The organism is Kutzneria sp. NPDC051319, from assembly GCF_040682195.1.
Classification (GTDB): domain Bacteria; phylum Actinomycetota; class Actinomycetes; order Mycobacteriales; family Pseudonocardiaceae; genus Kutzneria.
Map to the genome: position 1 here is coordinate 21,677 of NZ_JBFBAM010000069.1, position 22,576 is coordinate 44,252.

At 70.8% G+C, this 22,576-nt stretch carries 17 protein-coding genes; 3 read left to right on the top strand and 14 right to left on the bottom strand.

Going from position 1 to position 22,576, the window contains the following annotated elements:
* Nucleotides 1-12: 12 nt before the first annotated feature.
* From AB0M73_RS39995 to AB0M73_RS40025, 7 genes are all read right to left on the bottom strand, one after another.
* Nucleotides 13-4,317, bottom strand: a complete 4,305-nt coding sequence (locus tag AB0M73_RS39995) for a LamG-like jellyroll fold domain-containing protein (protein WP_363902854.1) — start codon at nt 4,315-4,317, stop codon at nt 13-15.
* A 252-nt stretch (nt 4,318-4,569) separates the two neighbouring features.
* Entirely contained in the window at nt 4,570-5,325 is a 756-nt protein-coding gene (gene prcA, locus AB0M73_RS40000) for a proteasome subunit alpha (RefSeq protein ID WP_363902857.1), read from the bottom strand.
* Nucleotides 5,326-5,368: 43 nt separating this feature from the next.
* Nucleotides 5,369-6,202 (bottom strand): proteasome subunit beta, encoded by an 834-nt coding sequence (gene prcB / locus AB0M73_RS40005; RefSeq protein WP_363902860.1) that lies wholly within the window; start codon nt 6,200-6,202, stop codon nt 5,369-5,371.
* Nucleotides 6,203-6,263: 61 nt separating this feature from the next.
* Nucleotides 6,264-6,458 carry a ubiquitin-like protein Pup gene (locus AB0M73_RS40010; protein WP_043725488.1) on the bottom strand — a complete coding sequence of 65 codons (195 nt, stop codon included), beginning with the start codon at nt 6,456-6,458 and terminating at the stop codon, nt 6,264-6,266.
* A 93-nt stretch (nt 6,459-6,551) separates the two neighbouring features.
* Nucleotides 6,552-8,054 carry a depupylase/deamidase Dop gene (dop, locus tag AB0M73_RS40015; protein WP_363902865.1) on the bottom strand — a complete coding sequence of 501 codons (1,503 nt, stop codon included), beginning with the start codon at nt 8,052-8,054 and terminating at the stop codon, nt 6,552-6,554.
* A gap of 48 nt (nt 8,055-8,102) precedes the next feature.
* Entirely contained in the window at nt 8,103-10,604 is a 2,502-nt protein-coding gene (locus AB0M73_RS40020; protein WP_363902868.1) for an FtsX-like permease family protein, read from the bottom strand.
* Between the two features lie 150 nt (nt 10,605-10,754).
* Nucleotides 10,755-12,365: a S53 family peptidase gene (locus AB0M73_RS40025; protein WP_363902871.1), complete on the bottom strand. Its 1,611-nt coding sequence runs from the start codon at nt 12,363-12,365 to the stop codon at nt 10,755-10,757.
* Between the two features lie 97 nt (nt 12,366-12,462).
* Here AB0M73_RS40025 and AB0M73_RS40030 point away from each other — a divergent pair, with 97 nt between their 5' ends.
* Complete coding sequence (locus AB0M73_RS40030) at nt 12,463-12,960, top strand: NUDIX domain-containing protein (RefSeq protein WP_363902915.1); 498 nt, start codon at nt 12,463-12,465, stop codon at nt 12,958-12,960.
* On the opposite strand, the gene AB0M73_RS40035 is transcribed toward AB0M73_RS40030, so the two are convergent.
* The 5 genes from AB0M73_RS40035 to arc form a co-directional block, all read right to left on the bottom strand.
* Nucleotides 12,951-13,358: a hypothetical protein gene (locus AB0M73_RS40035; RefSeq protein ID WP_363902874.1), complete on the bottom strand. Its 408-nt coding sequence runs from the start codon at nt 13,356-13,358 to the stop codon at nt 12,951-12,953. The two genes, AB0M73_RS40030 and AB0M73_RS40035, sit on opposite strands and share 10 nt — an antisense overlap.
* Before the next feature lie 176 nt (nt 13,359-13,534).
* The gene (locus AB0M73_RS40040; RefSeq protein WP_363902877.1) at nt 13,535-14,755 is read right to left on the bottom strand and encodes an FAD-dependent oxidoreductase; all 1,221 of its coding nucleotides are present in this window, start codon (nt 14,753-14,755) and stop codon (nt 13,535-13,537) included.
* A gap of 274 nt (nt 14,756-15,029) precedes the next feature.
* Nucleotides 15,030-15,704 carry a hypothetical protein gene (locus AB0M73_RS40045; protein WP_363902880.1) on the bottom strand — a complete coding sequence of 225 codons (675 nt, stop codon included), beginning with the start codon at nt 15,702-15,704 and terminating at the stop codon, nt 15,030-15,032.
* A 79-nt stretch (nt 15,705-15,783) separates the two neighbouring features.
* Nucleotides 15,784-16,710 carry an aldo/keto reductase gene (locus AB0M73_RS40050; protein WP_363902883.1) on the bottom strand — a complete coding sequence of 309 codons (927 nt, stop codon included), beginning with the start codon at nt 16,708-16,710 and terminating at the stop codon, nt 15,784-15,786.
* 214 nt (nt 16,711-16,924) lie between these two features.
* Complete coding sequence (gene arc, locus AB0M73_RS40055; protein ID WP_043725468.1) at nt 16,925-18,718, bottom strand: proteasome ATPase; 1,794 nt, start codon at nt 18,716-18,718, stop codon at nt 16,925-16,927.
* A gap of 329 nt (nt 18,719-19,047) precedes the next feature.
* On the opposite strand from arc, the gene AB0M73_RS40060 reads away from it, so the two are divergent.
* Together AB0M73_RS40060 and AB0M73_RS40065 are read left to right on the top strand one after the other, a co-directional pair.
* Complete coding sequence (locus AB0M73_RS40060; RefSeq protein ID WP_363902886.1) at nt 19,048-19,794, top strand: hypothetical protein; 747 nt, start codon at nt 19,048-19,050, stop codon at nt 19,792-19,794.
* A gap of 11 nt (nt 19,795-19,805) precedes the next feature.
* The gene (locus AB0M73_RS40065) at nt 19,806-20,276 is read left to right on the top strand and encodes a hypothetical protein (protein WP_363902889.1); all 471 of its coding nucleotides are present in this window, start codon (nt 19,806-19,808) and stop codon (nt 20,274-20,276) included.
* On the opposite strand, the gene AB0M73_RS40070 is transcribed toward AB0M73_RS40065, so the two are convergent.
* Nucleotides 20,273-21,121 carry a tRNA (adenine-N1)-methyltransferase gene (locus AB0M73_RS40070; RefSeq protein ID WP_363902892.1) on the bottom strand — a complete coding sequence of 283 codons (849 nt, stop codon included), beginning with the start codon at nt 21,119-21,121 and terminating at the stop codon, nt 20,273-20,275. The two genes, AB0M73_RS40065 and AB0M73_RS40070, sit on opposite strands and share 4 nt — an antisense overlap.
* A 47-nt stretch (nt 21,122-21,168) precedes the next feature.
* The gene (locus AB0M73_RS40075) at nt 21,169-22,305 is read right to left on the bottom strand and encodes a site-2 protease family protein (RefSeq protein ID WP_363902895.1); all 1,137 of its coding nucleotides are present in this window, start codon (nt 22,303-22,305) and stop codon (nt 21,169-21,171) included.
* Nucleotides 22,306-22,576 lie beyond the last annotated feature (271 nt).

Below are 22,576 nucleotides of genomic sequence, written 5' to 3' on the forward strand. Positions count from 1 at the left end.
CCCCCGCGCGCATCAGTGCCTCACCCCGAAGAGGTTGCCCGGGTCGTCCGCGGTGCGGTCGCCCTTGATCTGGTCCGGCGTGCGGACGCCGGAGTACACGCGCAGCCCGGCGATCGCTCCATGCCAGAAGTCGACCAGGTTGCCGCCCCACTGAGCCTTGCCGATGCGCAGCGGCCCGCTGGCGCTGTACGGCGGTTTGCCGCCGCTGGTGCACGTGGACTGGCGTTGGCCGTTGACGTACAGGCAGGCGCTGTTGGTCACCAGGTCGTAGGTGGCGGCCAGGTGCGTCCACACCCCGCGCTCGGCCCCGGCGTCGCTGTAGGCCAGCGTCAGGCAGCCCTGGTGCTGGTCGCACGACAGGCCGATGTCCCACTTGCCCACGGTCTGGTCGTCCTTGCGGAAGCCGAACATGAGCGGGCTGAATCCGCTGCCGTCGTCCATCGACGCCACCGCGCGGGTGAAGTCGTCGTTGGTGTCCAGCCGCACCCAGGCCTCGATCGTGTAGGACCCGTCGGTGCGCAGGGCCTCCGGATGCTGCCCGGTGACGGTGCCGTCCCACGTGAACTGGGCGCCGGCGCCGTCGTTGCGGTCGGCCACCTCGGCCACTGCCCCGGCCGGCGTGCCCGGCTGGCCGGCGGGGAAGTTCCACGTGCTGTCCGTGTAGGACAGTCCGGCCAGGCCGGCGATCTGCGACGGCGTCAGCGCGGTCTGCCAGGCCTGCACCTGGTCGAGGGAACCCTTGAACTGGTGGGTGAAACCGCCGACGTCGTAGCCGCCGACGCTGAACTGGCCGGCGGCGTTCCACGGCGTGCCGGCGAACTTGTTCTGCCCGGACAGCTTGCCGTTGACGTAGGTCTGCAGCGTCTTGGTCTCGGCGTTGAACACGCCGGTGACGAGGGTCCACTGCCCGGCCGTGGTGACGCTGTTGGGCTCGTAGGCCCAGTTCATCTGCGCGGCGGCGGCGCTGTCGTCCGGCGAGCTGTTCAGGCCGAAGATCCACGCGTGCACGTCGGTCGAGTAGCGCATCAGGAAGCCGAGCGTGCCACCGGGTTTGGCCGGCTGGCCGACCACGCCGTAGTAGCCGTTGACGTCCTCCAGCTTGGCCCAGGCCGACACCGTGAACGAGCGGCTGGTGTCCACCACGGGCCCGGAGGCCTGGCCGTAGGCGCTGCCGTCCATGTGCACGGCGTTGCCGGACTTGCCGGCCACCCAGGAGGTTCCGCCCGACAGCGTCAGCGGGTGCAGGGCGAGGCCGTTGCCGCTGTTGCCGTTGTCGGCGGCGGAGGCGCCGTCGGTCTCGTCGAGCTTCCAGTAGCCCTGGAGGCTGGGCACCGGGGCCGGGGTGAAGCTGTCGCCGGAGCCGGTGGAGCCGGTGGTCAGCAGCGTCGCGGCGCCCTCGGCCAGGTTGTACTGGGCGCGGGGCACACTGGCCGTGGCCAGGGCGTGCACCTCGGCGTCGGACAGCACCCGCTGCCACACCTGGGCGTCGTCGATGACCCCGTTGAACGCCCTGCCCCGCTGGCTGCCCCACTTCGCCGCGCCGACCAGCAGCGCGCCGGTGGCGTTCCAGCCGTGCCGCACGAGGCTGTTCTGCTTGACCCCGTTGACGTACAGCGTGGCCTGGCCGGTCACCGAGTCGTAGGTGCCGGTCAGGTGCGTCCACACGTTGAGCTGCGGCGCGGCCTTGGACACCACCCGGGCGTTGGCCGGGTTGTCGGCGTCGCTGTCGGGCAGGTTGAACGTCCAGGCGTTGGCGTCGGAGGAGTACTCGATGAACGCCCCGCTGGAGTGGGCCCCCTCCTGCGCGATGACCGCGTGCGGCTTGTTGGGGCTCATGTCGGTCAGCTTCGCCCACGCCGAGAGGGTGAACGTCTTGCTGGTGTCGAGCACCGGCCCGGCGGTGGCCAGGTATCCGGTGGTGCCGAAGTGCATGCCGCCCCGGACGCCGTCCTTGTTGCCGGCCTGGTCGGGCTGCGACCACGAGTCGCCGCGGCTGTAGCCGAGGTCCCAGTTGGCATCGCCGTTGAGGGTGGCCGGGTGCGGGGTCGCACCGGCCCGCAGCGTGGCGACGTTGTCCGAGGCGGTCGGGCCGCCCTGGTCGTCCAGGCCCCAGGCGCCGGCCAGCCCCTTCTCCGGGGTCAGCGGCTCGACGATGTAGGCGCAGGCCGCGGCGTCGAGGCCGTTGCCGCCCATGCAGGTCCCGTTGGGACCGGGCTTGCTGGTCTTGCTGACGGCCTTGACCCGGATCAGGTTCTGGTTGCCGTTGACGGCGGTCGCGTTCACCGTGGCGGTGACGTTGCCATTGGCATCGAGGCCGGGATTACGCTTGGCCGTCGGGGAACCCTGCACGCTGGGGTCGCTGCCGTCGGTCGTGTAGACGAAGCGGTCGATGTCGTCCAGGCCGGCGGTGGCCAGCGGCACCGAGACGGTGAAGGAGACCGGATCGCCCTGCAACTGGGGCTGCTGGCCGGTCAGCGCCACGGTCGGCGCCTTCGGCACGGCGGTGTCCACCGTGAACTCACAGTCCCAGTCCCAGTGCGGGGAATCCATCTCGCCGTCGCCGACCCGCATCGCCCACTTGTAGATGCCGTCGGTCGGGATCCAGCCGGCCGGGATGGTGTACTGCGCGGTCGCGCCCTGGTTCGGGCCGGGCGTGCCGACGCCGAAGCGGTTGGCGCCGTTGTCCCGGTAGCTGTTGGGCACGTCGTGGCCGTAGGTGCCGCCGCTGGTCGCGACGAGCACGCTCAGGCTGCCACCGTCCGGATCGGACACAGTGGCCTGCACCTCGGGGGTCTTGGTGTCCAGCCAGGGCCGGTTGTCGCCCTTCACGCACGGCAGCGCCCCGTTGGCCATCTTCAGGTTGGCGGGGTTGTTGGGCTGCGAGTCGTAGGCGACCTCGAGGTACGGGTTGAGCGCGAACTTCCGCCACGCGGAGACGTTGCCCTCGGTGGCGCCCTTGATCATGAAGGTGCCGGCCTGCCAGCCCTCGGACGCGGCCCGGCGGATCAGGTCGGACGCCTCGAAGACCTGGGTGACGTTGCCGGCGTCGTGGCAGTTGGCCACGTTGGCGTTGGAGATCTGCTGGTTCCAGCCGGGCTGGTTGTTCCAGGTGGTGTTGCCGTCGATCGGGCCGGTCCACCACAGCTCGCTGTCCCCGGCGCCGGAGCAGTTCCAGGTGTGGGTGACCGTGGTGTTCAGGTGCGCCCAGTGGATGGACTTGCCGACGATGGGCGCGGTGTTCATCTGGATGTACGACCGCGAGATCTTGGCTCGGTCGGAGGTCTCGTAGCCGCTGAGCAGCTCGCTGAAGGTGCCGCCGGAGTTGTCGTAGTTGCGCGCGTCGGGGAAGCCGGACTGCACGACCGCGTGGTGCTGCATGCCGCACCAGGAGGTGTTGGAGCAGAAGTACTCCGGGTCGATGTACACCGGGTACCTGGTGTCCTTGTCGGCCATGAAGGCCGTGTCGGGGCTGACCGTCACGCCGCTCGCGGTGACGTCGGCCCGCATGTCGGCCCGCCGGGCGCCGTCGGCGCCGCCGGTGACCTGCGCGGTCCGGTCGCCCACGCCCGACGAGTCCCACATCCGGGTGGCGTCGCCGGCGAAGACCACGGCGCCGGAGTTGTCCACGACCTCAAGGTCGTTGCCGGGGGCGGCCTGGGCCTTGGCCCGCACCTTGGTGTTGCTGGTGTACGTGCCGAAGGTGACCTTGCCCAGCTTCGGGTTCTTCGCGGCCTCGGCGGTCTTGACCACGAGCACCTCGGAGAAGCCCATGGTGTCGGCGGTGACCGCGAGGTCGACGCCCGGCCACACCTCGGGATAGGTGGCCGTCGCACCGTCCACAGTGGGCTTGGGAAGATCACCGGTCCACACGAGGCCGACCTCGGCCCCCTTGTTGCCGACCTTCACCAGCGGCCGCGCGGCCGAGCCGGGGCCGCCCGCGGACAGCGAGATGTCCATTGTGGACGCCTTGGGGCCGATGCTGCCGTCGGGGCGCACGGCCAGCGTCGTGTCGACGGGCACCCACTGGTCGCCGCGTCTGACCCGGACCGGTCTGGTGTACTCGCGCCACACCATCGAGCCGTCGGGCTGGGCCGAGACCTCCTCGGTCTCGCTCAGCCGCGAGGTGACGAGCACGTTCTTGTTGCCCTCACGGGCGTACTGCTGGGCCAGCGTCTCGGTGGGCGCCTGGTCCGGGATCGCGGCGGCGGCGATCGCCGGCGCCGGCGCGGACAGCAGGGACCCGGCGACGAGCCCGGAGATCCCCAACAGAAGCACACGCGTCCGGAAAAGGGCGCGCGGCAGCCTCACTACGGCCATGTATTTCCTTCCCCCTGTGTGGCCGGGACACGGCTCTGAAGCGAGCCGCACCGGATCCACACCCCGGTGAGATCCTCACCGACGGGACACCGAATCGCAAAGAGACCGAAAGGCCTAAAGACCTCACACGGTGTTCACAAACCGACAATTGGGACAAACCCCGGGTCGGTCACGGGTGAGAAGAGCCATGTAACACGAGGGACCCTCCGACAGATGTCGGAGGGTCCCTCGTGAACTGCGGTTCTGCTCGGGTCAGCTCTCCGAGCCGGCGTCGGACTCGGCCGGCGGCGCTTCCTCGGCGGCGGGCTCCTCGGGAGCCGGCTTGGTCGAGGCCAGCAGCTGCTCCAGAACGGCGCCCTGGATACGGCGGAAGGTTCGGCGAGAGCGGTTGCGGTCCAGCACCGCCACCTCGAGCGGACGGTCCCCGTTGGTGGCCGGGCTTCCGGCGTCGAAGGCTTCGACGGCCACGCGCAGGGCGTCGGCCAGCGCGGCGTCCTCCTGGTAGGTCTCCTTGAGGGCGTTGGAGATGGCCTCGGCCTGCCCGCCCATGACCACGTACTTGGGCTCGTCGACGATGGAGCCGTCGTAGGTCAGCCGGTAGAGCTGGTCGCCGCCGTAGCCGGCGCCGACCTCGGCCAGGCAGACCTCGACCTCGAACGGCTTGATCTGCTCGGTGAAGATGGAGCCGAGCAGGCCGGCGAAGGCGTTGGCCAGCGAGCGGGCGTTCACGTCCCGCCGGTCGTACTGGTAGCCGCGCAGGTCGGCGTGCCGGACCCCGGCGACGCGAAGGCTCTCGAACTCGCTGTACCGGCCGACGGCGGCGAAGCCGATGCGGTCGTAGATCTCGGACACCTTGCGCAGGGTCGACGAGGTGTTCTCGGCGACGAACAGCACGCCATCGGTGAAGGTGAGCACGACAACGCTGCGGCCCCTGGCGATCCCCTTGCGGGCGAGCTCCGAGCGGTCCCGCATCACCTGCTCGGCGGATGCGTACAACGGCAACGTCACTGTGCGGCTCCTGTGGTTCGTGGATGCGTCATCGCGGCCGGCCTCAGTTGCGGGTGCGGTCCGCGACGACCGCCTCGGACACCGCGGCGGTGGTCTCGTCGGGCACCCGCACGGCGCCGTTGGCGCCGTCGACGGTGATGACGACCGGGAAGATCCGGCGCACCAGGTCGGGCCCGCTGGTGGCGGAGTCGTCGTCGGCCGCGTCGTAGAGCGCCTCGATGGCGGTCCGCACGGCGGCATCCTGGTCGGCGTCCGGGTCGTAGAGCTTCTTCAGCGAGCCCTTGGCGAACACCGAGCCGGAGCCGATGGAGTGGTAGCCGGCGTGCTCGTCGAACCGCCCGCCGGTGACGTCGTAGGTGACGATCCGGCCGGCCCGGTCCTGGTCGGGCGAGTCGACGTCGACGCCGACGAACAGGGGCAGCACGACGAGGCCGGCCATGGCCGCCTCCAGGTTGCCCTTGATCATCGCGCCGAGGCGGTTGGCCTTGCCGTCCAGCGTGATGGTGACGCCTTCGAGCTTCTCGTAGTGCTCCAGCTCCAGCTGGTAGAGCCGGACCATCTCGACCGCGAGCCCGGCCGTGCCGGCGATGCCGACGGCCGAGTACTCGTCGGTGACGTACACCTTGTCCATGTCCCGGTGCGCGATCACGTTGCCCTGGGTGGCCCGCCGGTCACCGGCGATCAGGACGCCGCCCTTGTAGGCGACGGCGACGATCGTGGTGCCGTGGGCCAGCTCCAGCGGCCGGGCGCCGGGCGCGATCCGGTTGAACGGCAGCAGCTCGGGCGCCTGGGCGCGCAGGAAGTCCACGAACGAGGACGTGCCCGACGCGAGGTAGGCCGCCGGCAGCGCCGCGCCCGTGTTCGAGTTGTGCTCCATGTAGTGCTGTCTCTCCTGCCGCCGGTGGAGTCGGTGTCAACGGGTGTAGGCCCGTGCGGGCCTACTCGCCGCCCTTCTGCACGTATGCGCGCACGAAGTCCTCGGCGTTCTCCTCAAGCACGTCGTCGATCTCGTCGAGGATGGCGTCGACGTCCTCGCCGAGCTTCTCCCGGCGTTCCTGACCCGCGGCGGCGGCGCCGTCGCCGCCGTCGTCGCCGTCGCCCCCACCCTGACGCTGAACCTGTTCCTGAGCCATGGCCGCCTCCCGGTGACTGGTTGGCCTGCTTCAACACTACCCAGCGGCACCGACATTCGTCCTTCAGCCACTCGGGTCGTGATCAACGCGTGTCTAGCCCCTGGTGAGGGCGTCGACCAGCTCCTCGGCGGTGTTCGCGGCCTCCAGCAGGGCCCCGACGTGCGCCTTCGTGCCCCGCAGGGGCTCAAGGGTGGGGATGCGGACCAGCGACTCGCGGCCGATGTCGAAGATGACGGAATCCCAGGACGCGGCGGCGACGGCGCTGGGGTAGCGCTCCAGGCAGCGGCCACGGAAGTAGGCGCGGGTGTCCTCCGGCGGCGTGGTCACCGCGGCCAGCACCTCCTCCTCGCTGACCAGGCGCTTCATCGAGCCCCGGGCCACCAGGCGGTTGTACAGGCCCTTGTCCAGCCGCACGTCCGAGTACTGGAGGTCGACCAGCTGGAGCCGGGGCGAGCCCCAGGCCAGGTTGTCGCGGTTGCGGTAGCCCTCCAGCAGCCGCAGCTTGGCCGGCCAGTCCAGCCGGTCGGCGCACTCCATGGGGTCGCGGCGCAGCGCGTCCAGGATCTCGCCCCAGGTCTTGAGCACGTGCGCGGCGACCCGGTCGCCGCTGCCCTCGGACTCCAGGTAGCGCGAGGCCCGCTCGTGGTAGGCGAACTGGATGTCCAGGCCGGAGAACTTGCGCCCGCCGGACAGCTCGACGGTGGCCTTGAGCGTCGGGTCGTGGCTGATGGTGTGCACCGCGCGCACCGGATCGGCCAGCCGCAGGTCGTCGAAGCGCTTGCCGGACTCGATCATGTCCAGCACGATCGCGGTGGTGCCGACCTTGAGGTACGTGGAGTACTCGGCCAGGTTGGCGTCGCCGATGATGACGTGCAGCCGGCGGTACTTGTCGGCGTCGGCGTGCGGCTCGTCGCGGGTGTTGATGATGCCCCGCTTGAGCGTGGTCTCCAGGCCGACCTCGACCTCGATGTAGTCGGCCCGCTGGGACAGCTGGAAGCCGGCGTGGTCGCCGGTGGCGCCGATGCCGACCCGGCCCGAGCCGATGACGACCTGGCGCGAGGTGAAGAACGGCGTGAGGCCGCCGATCACCGCGGTGAACGGGGTGCTGCGGGACATCAGGTAGTTCTCGTGGGTGCCGTAGCTGGCGCCCTTGCCGTCCACGTTGTTCTTGTACAGCTGCAGCCGCGGCTGGCCGGGCACGGAGGCGGCCTTGATGGCCGCCTGCTCCATGATCCGCTCGCCGGCCTTGTCCCAGATGACCGCGTCGCGGGCGTTGGTGACCTCGGGCGCGGAGTACTCCGGGTGCGCGTGGTCGACGTAGAGCCGGGCGCCGTTGGTCAGGATGACGTTGGCCGCGCCGAGGTCCTCCACGTCCGGGTCGGACGGGGGCACGCCGGGCGCCCCGAGGTCGAAGCCGCGCGCGTCCCGCAGCGGCGACTCCACCTCGTAGTCCCACCGGGCCCGGCGGGCCCGGGGGATCTCCGCCGCCGCCGCGTACGCCAACACCACCTGGGTCGAGGTCAACACCGGGTTGGCCGTCGGGTCGCCGGGTACGGTGATGGCGTACTCGACCTCGGTGCCCATGATCCGCCGCATGTCAGCAGCCTACGACCTCGCACCGACATGCGAGCAGGGTGACCGGCCTCATGATCCGGCCAGTCCCGCCGCCGGCTGCACCCGGGACGCCGTCCGAGCAGGCATTACGGCGGCCAGCACGGCCAGCGTCACCACCGCGACTCCGCCGATCGCCAACTGGCCCCAGGGCAGGCTCGGCCAAGTGTGCACGCCGAGACCGGCAATCAGCAGCTCCGCGTACACCGTGCCGAGGATCGTGCCGCCGATCAGGCCGGTCAGCGCCAGCAGCACCGCCTCGGACAGGATGCCGGCCGTCACGCCCAGCCGGGTGACGCCCAGCGCCCGCCGCAGCGAGACCTCCTTGCGGCGTTCCTGCACGGAGATGCTCAGCGCGGTGCCGATGCCCGTGACCGCCACGGCGACGCTCAGGCTGAGCAGCACCATCAGCATCACGGCGGCCAGGTCGAGGTTGCGCTGGGTCTCGTCGGAGCTCTGCGAGGCCGTGGTCACGGTGACGGTCGGCGAGCTGGGCAGGGCCGCCAGCACCGCGCTGCGGTAGGCGCCCTGGTCGAAGCCGGATTTCACGGTGACCACGACCGCGCTGACCGGGGCCAGGCTCGGGTCGCCGACCAGCACCTCCGCGAAGTCCAGGTCGACCGCGGGCAGAGTGCCCGCGACGGTCACGGTCCTGGGCCCGCCGGCCAGGCCGCTGATGGTGATCTGCTGCCCCACGGCGACCTTGTTCTCGCCGAGCCGCCACCCGCCGACCAGGGCGCTGTCCGGGCCGAACTTGGTGGCCGCCGGCTGGTGCACGGCCTGGAGGTACGCGTCGAGCCGCGCCGGGTCGACGCCGGCGACGCCCATGCGCGCGCCGTTGACGGTGATGCCGCTGCCGGCGCCGCTGATCGGCAGCAGCTGGTCGACCTCGGGCTGCTGCGCCGCCTTGAGCACGTCCGGGCCGAGCGGGCGGTGCCCGGTGTCGATGATCTGGGCGTCCGGGGTGCGCGAGTCCTGGCCCGCGAAGCTGAGGTCGCGGGCCGTGCCGATGAGCACCACGGCGCCGGCGACGATCGCGCTGGCCAGCACCAGCGGCATGGCCACGGAGGCGGCGCGCTGCGGCACCCGGCCCAGCTCGATGCCGGCCAGCTTCACGTGCGGGCCGAAGATCCGGCCGGCGACCCAGCCGATGCCGCGGCCGATGAACGGCACCACGCGCGGCCCGAACGAGCCGAAGACACCGGCGACCGCGGCGATGCCGGAGAACAGGGCGAAGAACGGGGAGCCGATGGACTTCTGGGTGGCCAGCGCGCCGAGGGCGAACACCACGGCCGCGCCCACGAGCAGCCAGCCGCGGATGGTGCGGGCACGGACCGCGCGGCGCTCCGGCGTCGCCTCGCCGGCCAGGCGCAGCGCCGCCAGCGGCGAGATGCGCGCGGCGGCCAGGGATGGCCGCACGGCGGCGAACGCACTGAGCGCCGCCGCCACGAGGATGCCGGTGATGAGGTAGCCGATGGATGGCAGCGCCGCCGGTTCCAGCTGCGTGGCGCCGAGCATCGTGGACACGCCCGTGACGTCGAGGATCCAGCCCAGTAGTCGCGCCACGGGCCCGCCCAGCAGCGCCCCCGCCGCGCCGGACAGGCCGCCGAGAATGAGCGCCTCGATCAGGTTGGCCCACACGATCGGCGTCCGGTCGGCGCCGACGCAGCGCAGCAGCGCCGTCTGCTTCTGGCGTTGCAGGTAGACCGCGCGGAAAGTCGCGCCGGCGACGAACACCGAGGTCGCCAGGGCCAGGAGGCTGAACAGGAACAGCAGCACGCGGACCGTGTTGTCGGAGCTCTGGAGGGTCCGCTCGCCGTCGCCCGTGCGCACGCTGACGCCGGTGCCGAGCTGCTGGGCCAGGTTCGCCCGCTCCGTGACGTCGCTGGTCCCCGGGGCGAGCAGCAGGTCGAGCTCGGTGGTGTCGAACCTGGGGTTGAGCTTGGTGGCCAGATCCTTGCCGACGATCATGAACGGCTCGTCGGTGTGCGCGCCCATCTGCGTCACGCCGACCACGGTGACCTGGACCGGGCGCCCGCCGGCGTCGACCACGGTGATCTTCTTGCCCGGGGACAGATGCCGTTGGTACGCCGTGACCTTGTCGATGACCACCTCGCCGTCGGCGGCCGGCGTGCGGCCGTCCTGGAGGGCGTAGCGGTTGAGGGAGGCGTCACCCGGGTCGATCGCCGCCGTGACCCGGTTCGGCAGCGCGCGGCCGTCCGCGCCGACGACGTCGACCGACACCTGTTGCACCGGCACGACCTTGGCGATGTTCGGCGCGCCGGCGAGCTGCTGGGCCACGGCGTTGATGTCGGGGGCCTGGCTCTCCGCCCCGATCGTCGACACGACCACGCCCACCGACTGCGGCACCCGCTCCGCGCCCGCCTTCACGGCGCTGTTCATGGCGTCGCCGAGCATCAGCGAGGCGATGAGGCAGGCGACGCCGACGAGCAGCGCCAGACCGGGCAGCAGCGTCCGGCCGGGGTGGCCGCGCAGTTCCGACAGGGCGAGTCGGGTGACGATCCTTGGGTTCACGCTGCACGACGCTAGGGACCCTGTGGATCACCGGGCATCATCCTGACGTAGCGACCCCACATCCGCCTTGAGAACGACCCCGGCTTATGCAGGGAAGGACGCCTTACCCTCGTTCAACGCGGGTAAGGCGTCCTTCCCTGCATAACGGAATCAGTTGCCGAGCATGGCCTGCACGAACTTGGCGGCGTCGAAGCTGCCGAGGCCGGTCACCCGGTCGTAGCCCTTGGTCGCCGTGAAGGCGCCGTTGCTGCCGCTGGTGATGTCGTGCAGCGCCGTCGTGCCGGCCAGCTTGTACAGCGCCGGGTTGGCGAAGCCGAGGTTCGGCTTGCCGGCCGCCGCCGCCAGCTGGTTGTACAGCGCCGTGAAGCCCGCCCACTGCGGCGCGGCCGCGCTCGTGCCGCCGACGACGCCGAACTGGCCCTTGCTGAACACCGCCAGGCCCGTCGCCGGGTCCGCGTCCGCCGCGATGTCCGGCACCATGCGGACCTGGCTGCCCAGGTTGGCCTGGTAGTCCGGGGCCGCGAACAGCTTCGAGTTGCCGCCGCCCGAGCCGTCCCAGCCCGTCTCGCTGGTGCGGGCGTTGTTGGCGCCGACCACCAGGTGCGTGCCGCCGGTGCCGGTGACGAACGGGTCGCTGGCCGGGAAGTCGACGCTGGCGCCGCCGTTGCCGATGTCGTCGGAGCCGCTGTCGCCCGAGGCCGCGAACAGGCTCTGGCCCTGGGCCGCGGCCTGCTTGTACAGCGTGTCCTGGGCCTGGAGGTCGGCCTGCGTGCCGGCCTCCTCCGGGCCGCCCCAGCTGATCGACACGACCGGGATCCTGCTGTTCACGACGGCCGCGTACGTGTCGATCACGCCGCGGCTGCTGTTCGGGCCCTCGAAGATGGTCTGCTGGGCCTTCGGCGCGACCGCCTGGATCGCCTCGATGTCCAGCTCCACCTCGGTCTGGCCCTCGCCCAGCGCCACCCCGCCGTCGACCGTCTTGACCAGCGGCTTCGGCGGCGTGAGGCCGAACTGCTGGTCGTAGGCGTCGATGTTCTGCTGCTGGAAGGCATCCAGCTCGAACACCGCCACCTGCTGGCCCGCACCCGTGGCGTTGACGCCCTTGATGTCGTACGCCCCGTTGAGATTCGCCGGCGTCACGCCGCGAACCGCCCGCTGCTTGACCGGCGGGTGCGTCAGCTTGCGGTGGTTGTCCAGGCCCGCGACGTCGCTGACCGCGGAGGCCAGGTTGCCCGGCAGGCTCAGGGCCGTGTCGTTGGCGTAGTAATCCTGGCCCGTCTTGGCGTCGCGGCGCGTCGACAGCTTGCTGCCGAACGTCTGCTCCATCGCCGAGGCCGGGCCGCTGGCGTCCACGATCAGGCGGTTGGCGGCCACCGAGTCGACCTTCAGGCCCTTCGACTTCAGGTAGGTCGTGACCTGGTCCACCTGGTTCTGCGACGCCCCGTACCTGGCCGCGAACTGCTCCGGCGTCAGGTACTGGCCGTATCTCGGCGAGCGGGGATCGCTCACCTGCTTGACGAACGCGTCCAGGTCCTTGGAGTTCGACGGCGCCATGCTCACCGCGACCGACAGCTGCTTGTCCGCCGGCACGTCGCCCGTGCGGGTCGACTGGGCCAGCTTGGGCAGCACCGTGCCGGTCAGGGTCACTCTGGGCTGCAGGGCGACGGGATCGGCGTTCGCGGCCTGCATGACGGCCGCACAGGTCCCCAGAACAGCGATGGGCGCGAGTACCGCCACCGCCACCTTGATGCTCTTCTTCACCATCGGCTCCTCGATCCGGCAGGGTCCCGGTCGAATACGCCTCACTTCCGGTCACGGTTCATTGACGTGCGAAAATCGCCCCGTGGCCGCCGACGAGCTGATCGCCCTGTACTCCGCCGACGGCTGCGTGGTCGGCTCCACCACCCGGGCCCGCATGCGCGCCGAGGGCCTGTGGCACGCCGCCACCGCGATCCTCGTCCGCTCCCTCGACGGCCGTCGCGTCTACGTCCACCGCCGCAGCCCTGACAAGGACGTCTTCCCCGGCCTGCGCGACTGCGGCGTGGGCGGCGTGGTCGACGCCGGCGAGGACCCCGCCGACGGCGCCCTGCGCGAGCTGGCCGAGGAGCTCGGCATCACCGGCGCGCCCCTGACCTTCCTGTACCGCTTCACCTTCGACCAGCCCCCGGTGCGCTGTCACAACTTCGTCTACGAGACCTCGTGGGACGGCCCCGTCGTCCACCAGCCCGAGGAGATCGTCTCCGGCGGCTGGATGGACCTCGACGAGGTGGCCGCGCAGCTCCGCGACCCCGCCACCGACTTCGTCCCCGACGGCCGCGCCATAGCCCTGGAATGGCTCCGCCGCTATCACGACTGATCCACCCACAGCAGCTTTCGCACCCCGCCCGGGTCCTCGTGCGGCACCTCGATCCGGCCCTTGAGCTCGAACTCCGGCACGATGTCCACCCCGTGCGGCTCCACGTCCAGACCCTTCTCCTGCGCCCAGATCGCCACGCACTCCATGAGATACCCGTTGGCACAGCCCACATCCAGGAAGGTCCCGCCCCGATCGACCGCCTCCGTGACCACCTTCCTCGTCCGCACCCGGTCCTCTTCGCCCCCCGACTTCCCCGACTGCTCCCACGGCGTCTTCGCCGTCAGGTACGGCACCCGCAGCAGCCCCGCCATCGCCTCGTGCCACCCCCGCTGGTCGATCACCCCGTCAGCCAGCGCCGCATCGATCGCCGCGATCTGCCGCCACCCCAGATCCCACATGGCTCCCCCTAGTGGCACGGGGTGCGATACTCGATGCCCGGAAAGCAGCTTTCCCATTCCTGCGGATGAATCGATCGCTCACCACGCGGCATATCCCCCACCCCCGTCGTTCGTCGCCGACCACGATCGGGCGCCTGCCGTTGTTCGGCAAGCGCCCGACGAGGCCGTGCAACGAATCAAACGATGGGGGTGGCGGTGTCGGCCAACCGGTCGGCATCGACGGCCCGGCGGCTGCGGATCAGCTCCTGCACCGGGCCGATGCCGTCGTCCCACTGGTTGACGTGCATGCCGGCCACGACCTGGTCGCCGGCCAGCCAGAAGGCGTAGAAGGCCTGGCCCTCGACATCGCCACGGGTGACGACGCGGTCGTATCCGCCGGGCGCGAACCAGCCGGCGAATTCCATGCCGATGTCGTACTGGTCGGTGAAGAAATAGGGCAGTTGGTCGTACACGACGTCCTGACCCAGCATCGCTTTCGCGGCGGCGGGGCCGGAATCGACGGCGTTCTGCCAGTGCTCGACGCGAATGCGCTGGCCGTAGCGAGAACTGGGCACGCTGGCGATGTCGCCGGCGGCGAACACGTCGATATCGGAGGTGCGCAGCGCGGAGTCGACCACGACGCCGCCGTTCTCGACGGTGAGCCCGGAGTCCTCGGCCAGTTCGGAGTTGGGCCGCGCGCCGACGCCGACGACGATGACGTCGGCGGGGATCTCCCCGGCGTCGGTGGCGACACCGGAAACCTTGCCGGCGCCGACAAAGCCCGTGACGCCGACGCCGAGGCGCAGCTCGACGCCCTGCCGCCGGTGCACGTCAGCGAAGACGGCCCCCATCTCCGGGCCGAGCGCAGCGTGCAGCGGCGTCTCCGCCGGCTCGACGACGGTCACCGTGCAGCCGGCCTTTCGGGCCGCGGCGGCGGTCTCCAGCCCGATCCAGCCGGCGCCGACCACCACGACCCGCCCGCCGTTGGCGAAGGCCTCGCGCAGGTCGTCGGACTGCTCGAACCGGCGCAGGTAGTGCACGCCGGTGAGGTCGTTGCCCTCCACCCTGAGCCGCCGGGGCGAGGACCCGGTGGCCAGCAACAGCTTCGTGTAGCCGATGCTCTCGCCGCCGGCCAGCTCCACCGCGTGCCCCTCACGGTCCAGCCGGGACACCCGGCGGCCGGTGAGCAGTTCGACGTGGTTGTCGCCGTACCAGCCCAGCGAGTGCAGGAACACGCTGTCGCGGTCCTGGTCGCCCAGCAGGTAGCCCTTGGACAGCGGCGGCCGGTCGTACGGCCGCTCCTGCTCGGCGCCGATCAGCACGATCCGACCGTCGAAGCCCTCCGCACGCAATGTCTCCGCTGCCTTGGCGCCGGCCATGCCGGCGCCCACGATCACGTGCGTCTGCTCGCTGGACATCCTTGTCACTCCCGTCGCAGAACCGCTGATTCCCCCGTTCTACAACCCCCACGCAACCCCTGCGCGTTGTTCACGGCTCGTTGTTCGGATGACTTCCGGCGACACCGAACAACACGCACCCGGTAGACAGGACGTGGGCGGCAACCGGCCACGAGGGGGGACCGGTTGCCCCCGCCGGGAACGCTAGTCCTGCGGCCTGGCGTCTTCGATCACCGCGCACCCCGGACAGGTGCGCGGCGATCGAGGACTCGGTCCGACGGCGGCGAGCCGGACGTCAGTCCGTGGCCGCGAGGCGGGCGGCGGCCGGGACGGCGATGTCCTTGAGCAGGGTCTGGGCCTTGGTCTCCAGCGTGGTGACGATCTGGGCCCGGGCCAGCAGATGTCCCTTGGCCAGCAGCAGGGTGCAGCTGATCTGGCTGCCCGTCTCGCACCAGCTGTAGCTGGCGTCGACGCCGGTCGGGGCCTTGGCGAGGATGAACTTGGTGGCCTGGGAGCACGTCAAGGCGGCCTTGGTCGCGGCCAGCACCTGCGCGGCGGTGGTTGTCTTGGGGTAGGCGGCCACGTACTCGGTCAGCGTCGTCACGGAGCTCGCGCCGATCCAGCCGGTCTGCGCGCCGGCGACGGCCGCCGCGGGCTTGCTCAGCGAGGCGCCGCAGACGGGCAGCGAGGCCAGGACCGTCGACTTCTGGGGCACGCTGGGGTGGAACCCGATGTCCAGCACGGAGGCGTCGGTCATCAGGCCGGCGGTGAGCTGTGCGGCCATGACCGCGGTGTCGGCCGTCGTGGTCGTCGGCCTGGCCACAGTGGTCGTGTGGGTGGTGCTCGGCGCGGCGGTCGACGTGGTGGTGGCCACGGGGTCCTGGGTGGCGTAGTGCCGCAGGTCGTTGGGCTTGCCTGAACAGGACGCCGTCAGCACGAGAATGCCGACGACCACGTACGCGCGACGCAACGCGTTGCCCCCTCCGGGATTCGTCTCAAGGAATCACCCGAGGGTAGTAGTCGGCGATCAACGCCCCGCGCGCGACCGGTCAGTTCCAGGCCAGTTCGGCCCGACGACCCCAGTAGCGGCCGGGCTCGACGGCCAGATGGGCGAGCGTGTTCGGGCCGGGCAGGGTGACGCGGGCGGCGGCGAGGTTGGCCCTGAGCTGCGCCGGACTGGCCGCCCCGAGCAGCACGGTGTCGGCCCACGGCTGCGCCAGCGCGGCCGCCAGCGCGACGGCGTCCGCCCCGACGCCGGCCCCCTCGGCAATGCCCAGGAGCTCGGCCGGCGGCTCGACCGCCAACCGCCCGTTGGCCAGCGCCTCCTTCACCAGCACGTGCAGGCCGGCCTCGTGCGCCTCCGCCAGCGCGGGCCCGGCCGAGGTCTCCAGCACGTTCCACGTCGACTGCACGGTGCTGAACAACGGCCGCCCGTGCACGGTCAGGGCCGTGGCCCGCCGGATGGTCTCGGCCTGTGCCGGCCCGGTGGTGGAGAACCCGATGCGGACGCCGCGGTCGGTCAGCTCGAACAGGCTCTGCTGCAACAGCGGATCGTTGAACAACGGGCTGTCGGCGGTCAGGGAATGCACCTGGTACACCGAGAGCCAGCCGCCCAGCAGTTCCTCGGTCTCGGCCCACTGCCGCTCGAACCGGGCCAGGCTGTGCTCCTTGACCTCGTGCACGGGCGCGTCCGGCCGCCAGTCGGCCACGTAGGCGTAGCCCCACTTGCTGGACACCACGACGTCCTCGTGCCCGCGGTCGGCCAGCCAGCCGGCCAGGAACTCCTCGGCCCGCCCGTACGAGCGGGCGGCGTCCACCCAGCGGATGCCGGCGGCGTAGGACTCGTCCAGGACCTTCCACGCGGCGGCCCGCATCGCCGGCACGCTCCTCACGCCGGGTAGCGCGCCCTGCCGGCCCAGGTTGATGTACGCGGGCCGGCCGAGCGCGGCCAGTCCCAGACCGAGTCGTTCGAGCACGTCTCTCCCTTCCAGCGCGGTTGACGGCAAGACGCTATCCGGGCGACACGGCTTTCGCACGACAGCACGAGTGAATGACCACGCAGAGTGGTGATCGGGCCTATTTGAGGATTTACCCAATGGTTACGAAAACCGGCCCGGACATTCCCCCGAAAGAGTCACGAACGGCCCGGGTCCGAAGACCCGGGCCGTTCTATGAAATTGCAGGGCGTACTTACAGGTACTGCCCCGTGTTGCTTGCCGTGTCGATGGCCCGGCCCGACTCCTGGTTCTTGCCGGTGACCAGGGTGCGGATGTACACGATCCGCTCGCCCTTCTTGCCCGAGATGCGGGCCCAGTCGTCCGGGTTGGTGGTGTTGGGCAGGTCCTCGTTCTCGGCGAACTCGTCCACGATGGCGTCGATCAGGTGCTGCACCCGCAGGCCCGGCTCGCGGGTCTCCAGGACGGCCTTGATCGCGGCCTTCTTGGCCCGGTCGACGATGTTCTGGATCATCGCGCCCGAGTTGAAGTCCTTGAAGTACAGGACCTCCTTGTCCCCGTTGGCGTAGGTGACCTCCAGGAACCGGTTCTCGTCGGACTCGTCGTACATCCGCTCGACCGTGTGCTGGATCATCGCGTTGATGCAGCGCTTGGCGTCGCCGGCGAACTCGGCCAGGTCGTCGGTGTGGATGGGCAGCGTCTCGTTGAGGTACTTCGAGAAGATGTCCTTGGCCGCCTCGGCGTCCGGACGCTCGATCTTGATCTTCACGTCGAGCCGCCCCGGCCGCAGGATGGCCGGGTCGATCATGTCCTCGCGGTTGGAGGCGCCGATCACGATGACGTTCTCCAGGCCCTCGACGCCGTCGATCTCGGCCAGCAGCTGCGGCACGATCGTGGTCTCGACGTCGGAGGACACGCCCGAGCCGCGGGTGCGGAAGATCGAGTCCATCTCGTCGAAGAACACGATTACCGGGGTGCCCTCGGAGGCCTTCTCACGAGCCCGCTGGAAGATCAGGCGGATGTGCCGCTCGGTCTCGCCGACGAACTTGTTGAGCAGCTCGGGGCCCTTGATGTTGAGGAAGTACGACTTGGCCTGGCCGTCGTCGTCGCCCCGCGCCGCCGCGACCTGCTTGGCCAGGGAGTTGGCCACCGCCTTGGCGATCAGGGTCTTGCCGCAGCCGGGAGGGCCGTACAGCAGCACGCCCTTGGGCGGGCGCAGCTGGTACTCGTGGAACAGCTCGGCGTGCAGGAAGGGCATCTCCACGGCGTCGCGAATGGCCTCGATCTGCCGGAACAGGCCGCCGATGTCGCGGTAGTCGACATCCGGCACCTCCTCCAGCACGAGGTCCTCGACCTCCGCCTTGGGCACCCGCTCGTAGGCGTAGCCGGCCTTGGAGTCCACCAGCAGCGAGTCGCCCGGCTTGAGCGGGGAGTCGACCAGCGGGTCGGCCAGCCACACCACGCGCTCCTCGTCGGCATGGCCGACGACCAGCGCGCGGGCGCCGCCCGTCTCGTAGTCGCTGAGCAGCTCACGCAGGATGCACACCTCGCCGGTGCGCTCGAAGCCGCCGGTCTCCACGACCGTCAGCGCCTCGTTCAGCCGGACCGACTGGCCCAGCTTGAGGGTCCCGCCGTCAACCGCGGGGGACACCGCCACCCGCATACGACGGCCGGCGGTGAACACGTCCACCGTTCCGTCCTCGTATCCGGCCAGGTAGACGCCGTAGCCGCTGGGCGGCTGGGCGAGCCGGTCCACCTCCTCGCGGAGGGCGAGAAGCTGGCTGCGTGCCTCTCGGAGGGTGTCGACCAGCTTGGTGTTGCGCTCGGTCAGCTGGCTCACCCGCTCGGACGCCTCCGCGAGGCGCTGTTCGAGCAACCGGACGTGTCGTGGGGACTCCGTCAACTTGCGCCGCAGCAGTGCGATCTCGTCCTCGAGGAACCTGATCTGCGCGGACAATTCGGCGCCACTCGCACCGTGGTTCAGCTCGCCACCCTCATCGGGCTGGCTGCCGGGACGGTCGGTCGACATATCGGCACCCTCCTCCCGCTCTACGTCTTCCCACGGTACCGGCGATCACTGACAAGTGAGAGGACCTCTGGCCGCGTGCTGGTCGCGAAACGGCCACGAAACGCCCGCTCGGCCGGATGAACTACTCCATACCGGTGTCAGGGGGAACCTCCCAACCGCTACCGTGCGTCTCAGGCACCGGAAGTGCCGTGGTTACGGCAGTGTCCACGCCTGCCGCGTGAACATCCACCCCAAGGCGACAACCGTCCCGTGGAGTGGACACCTGGGCATACCCACGGCGTCACGCAGGGCAAACAAGGCCAGGCCCACGAGTTCGGGGAGATTCAGCAGTGACGTATCCGCCACCACCTTCGGATCCGTACGGCCAGCAGTACCCGCCGCCCCCTCCGCCGCAACCGGGCTACGGCCAGCAGTACCCGCCGCCGAACCCCTACCCCCAGCAGCAGCCGTACGGCCAGCCGTATCCGCCGCCTCAGCAGCCGCCGTACGGACAATTCGGGCAGCCGTATCCGGGCGGGATGCCACCCCAGCCGCCGCGGCCGAACAGCTCCCGGACCATCCTCATCGTGCTGGGCGTGGTTGTCGTCGTCGGTCTCGGTCTCGGCGGCATCGTGTGGTTCAACAACGCGAACGCCCCTCGGGACACCACCGTGTCGGTCGGCACCAGCACCACCCGCACGCCGGCCCCGACCACCAGCCACAGCTCGCCGACGACCTCCCGGACGAAGAGCACCGGCGGCGGTTCCGGAGGCTCGGGCGGCTCCGCGTCGAGCGACGTGAAGACCGTGGCCGACAGCTTCATCGCGGCCGTCAACAACCGCGACGCCGACGCCGCCACGCGGCTCGTGTGCCCGGCCGACCGGGACGAGTACGCCAAGACCGCGGCGTCCCCGCACTCGGTGTTCGACCCGGCCACCAACTCCCACATGGAGCTGACCAGCCTGTCCCAGACCGACAGCACGCACGCCGCCGCGAACGTGCACACCGAGGGCACCCTGAACGGCGAGCACCGGAGCCAGGACGCCACGGTCGTCATCAGCAAGCAGTCCGGCGGCTGGTTCGTGTGCAACAGCTAGGGTGATCAACCGTGAGCTTCCAGCAGCCACCGTTCGACTCGTCCACCGTCCGCCGGGCCACCGCGCGGCGTAAGGACGCCTGGATCATCGGCGGCACGGCAGTCGGCGTACTGGCCATGCTCGGCCTCGGCGCCTGGGCGGTCGTGGCGATCACCAGCAGCCGGGGCCAGCAGCCCCAGACCCAGGGCGGCGGCGGTTCCCAGGCCGCCCCCGTGGACCCGCTGGCGGCCGCCGCGGCCCAGCAGTTCGCCGACGCCCTGGCCGACGACGACGTCGCGGCGGCCAAGCTGGTCGTCTGCTCGTCGGAGAACCCGCAGGCCGCCGGCGTGAAGGTGCCCTACGAGGTCCGCAAGCTCGTGGTGAACGGCTCCACCGGCACGGTGACGCTGGTCAAGCACCCGCAGCAGGGTCAGGACGTAGATGTGCCGGCCGTCCGGCTGGTCAAGCAGGACGGCGGCTGGAAGGTCTGCGGGACGCCCTAGTTGTTGCCGGTGGACGTCGGCCGGCGCTGCGGCCGCGGCGTCACGACGCCGTCGGCCAGGCGGCGGGCCGTGAGCAGGAACGCGGTGTGCGCGATCATCCGGTGCTCGGGGCGGACCGCCAAGCCCACCACGTGCCACGGGCGCATCATCGTTTCCCACGACTCCGGCTCGGTCCAGCACTGCTGCTCGCGCAGCGCCTCCGTGACCCGGGACAGCTGCGTCGTCGTCGCCACGTACACGACGAGCACGCCGCCGGGGATCATCGCCGCCCGGACCGTCTCCAGCACGTCCCATGGCGCCAGCATGTCCAGAACGGCCCGGTCGACCTCGCCGCCCTCGGCCGCCGACGGGTGCTCGTTCAGGTCGGACACCGTCAGCGACCAGTTGTCCGGCGACTTGCCGAAGAACTGCTCCACGTTGCGGATCGCGTGGTCGGCGTGGTCCTGCCGCACCTCGTACGAGATGACCTTGCCCTGGTCCCCCACCGCGCGCAGCAGCGAGCAGGTCAGCGCGCCCGAGCCCGCCCCGGCCTCCAGCACGCGGGCGCCGGGGAAGATGTCGCCCCACATGACGATCTGGGCCGCGTCCTTGGGGTAGATCACCTGGGCCCCGCGCGGCATCGACAGCACGTAGTCCGGCAGCAGCGGCCGCATCGCCAGGTACGACGTGTTGGCCGCCGACGTGATCAGCGAGCCCTCCGGCTTGCCGATCAGGTCGTCATGGGCCAGCGCGCCCCGGTGCGTGTGGTACTCCTTGCCGGGTTCGAGGACGATCGTGTAGTGCCGACCCTTCGAGTCGGTCAACTGCACACGGTCTCCGGCCTGGAAAGGCCCACTCACACTCACTAGCTGGTCCTGCCTTCTGCTCACGCTCTCGGGTTCGCAGAATCGTCTCAGGTGCGACGACGCCCCTTCGAAGCGGCCCTGAGGTCCTGCCGGCGCAGCACGCCCGCCGGCCTGCCCTCCTCGTCCACCACGAGGAACTGCCAGGCCGCCGTGGTGCGCACCCGCTCCGCGATCTCGTCCGGCGGCTCCGAGTCCAGCAGCACCGTCTCGGGCCGGATCGGCTCCGCCGCCGACTCGGCCGGCGTCAGCGGCGAGCGCTCGGCGATGCGGCGGGCGGCGTCCTCGTCCAGCAGGCCGGCGGCCACGCCGTCGGCGCGGACCAGCACCACGCCCCGGCCCGCCGAGGCCGCCAGCGCGTCGGCCACCGGGCTCTCCGCCGGCAGCTGCAACACCGGCCGCACCAGGTCGTTGAGGCTCACGCCCTCGGGCCAGCTGCGCTGCATCTCCGAAACCAGCTCGCTGCGTGCCCCGGCGACCACGAACCAGGCCGTCACCGCGCAGACGCCCAGCCACAGCCAGCGGTCGTTGGAGCCCTGCACGATGCGCAGCAGGGCCCACAGCACCAGCAGGCCGGCCACGATGCCGCCGCCGACCACCGCCGTGCGGGTGCCCGTGCCGCGCTTGCCGGTCAGGCCCCAGACCGCCGCGCGCAGCATGCGGCCGCCGTCCAGCGGCAAGCCCGGCAGCAGGTTGAACACCGCCACCGCCGCGTTGGCCAGGGTCGTCTCCAGCAGCAGCAGCCAGATCGGGCCGCCCTGCGGCACCACGAACAGCGTCGCCCCGAACACCAGCGCCAGCACGATCGACACCGCCGGCCCCGCCGCCGCGACCATGCCCTCCTGGGCCGGCTTGGCCGGCGAGCGGCCCACCTCCGAGATGCCACCCAGCAGGAACAGCCTCAGCCGTCGGACCGGCAGGCCGTACCGCAGGGCCACGACGCAGTGGCCCAGCTCGTGGGCCAGCACCGACGCCCCCAGCAGCAGCGCGAAGCTGGCCGCCAGGACCAGCGCCGCCGCCGTGCCGATGCCCGGCATGAGCTGGCCGACCATCGGCGTGTACAGCGCCGTGACCACGATCGAGCCGATCCACCAGGACGGCGCCAGCAGCACCGGCACGTTCCGCACCCGGAACAGGCGAAGGCCACCATCGGGATCGCCCGGACGGATCCAACTGGTGGTGGCCACACCAGCAGGGTAGGGCCTCACGTGTGGGGCCGCCGTGACGCCTTCTCCACAGCCTTCTGCCGCCCCCGCCTTTATCGCTACGTGAGTGGCTCATTTTCGTTTGGGGGCCACCTGAGCCACTCACGTGACAACCTCCCTCGGCCCCCGTCGCCACATGAGTGGCTCATTTTCGCTCGGCGGCCACCTAAGCCACTCACGTGGCGTCTCTCCCCCGCTGCCTGGCGCACATGAGTGGGTTAGGTGGGCTCAGATGCGAAGTGAGCCACTCACG

Coding starts and splice junctions, on each gene's coding strand:
- prcB (WP_363902860.1), bottom strand. CDS start 6,202: ATGGAGCACAACTCGAACACGGGCGCGGCGCTGCCGGCGGCCTACCTC.
- AB0M73_RS40035 (WP_363902874.1), bottom strand. CDS start 13,358: ATGTGGGATCTGGGGTGGCGGCAGATCGCGGCGATCGATGCGGCGCTG.
- AB0M73_RS40010 (WP_043725488.1), bottom strand. CDS start 6,458: ATGGCTCAGGAACAGGTTCAGCGTCAGGGTGGGGGCGACGGCGACGAC.
- AB0M73_RS39995 (WP_363902854.1), bottom strand. CDS start 4,317: ATGGCCGTAGTGAGGCTGCCGCGCGCCCTTTTCCGGACGCGTGTGCTT.
- dop (WP_363902865.1), bottom strand. CDS start 8,054: ATGCGGCGGATCATGGGCACCGAGGTCGAGTACGCCATCACCGTACCC.
- arc (WP_043725468.1), bottom strand. CDS start 18,718: ATGTCGACCGACCGTCCCGGCAGCCAGCCCGATGAGGGTGGCGAGCTG.
- AB0M73_RS40040 (WP_363902877.1), bottom strand. CDS start 14,755: ATGTCCAGCGAGCAGACGCACGTGATCGTGGGCGCCGGCATGGCCGGC.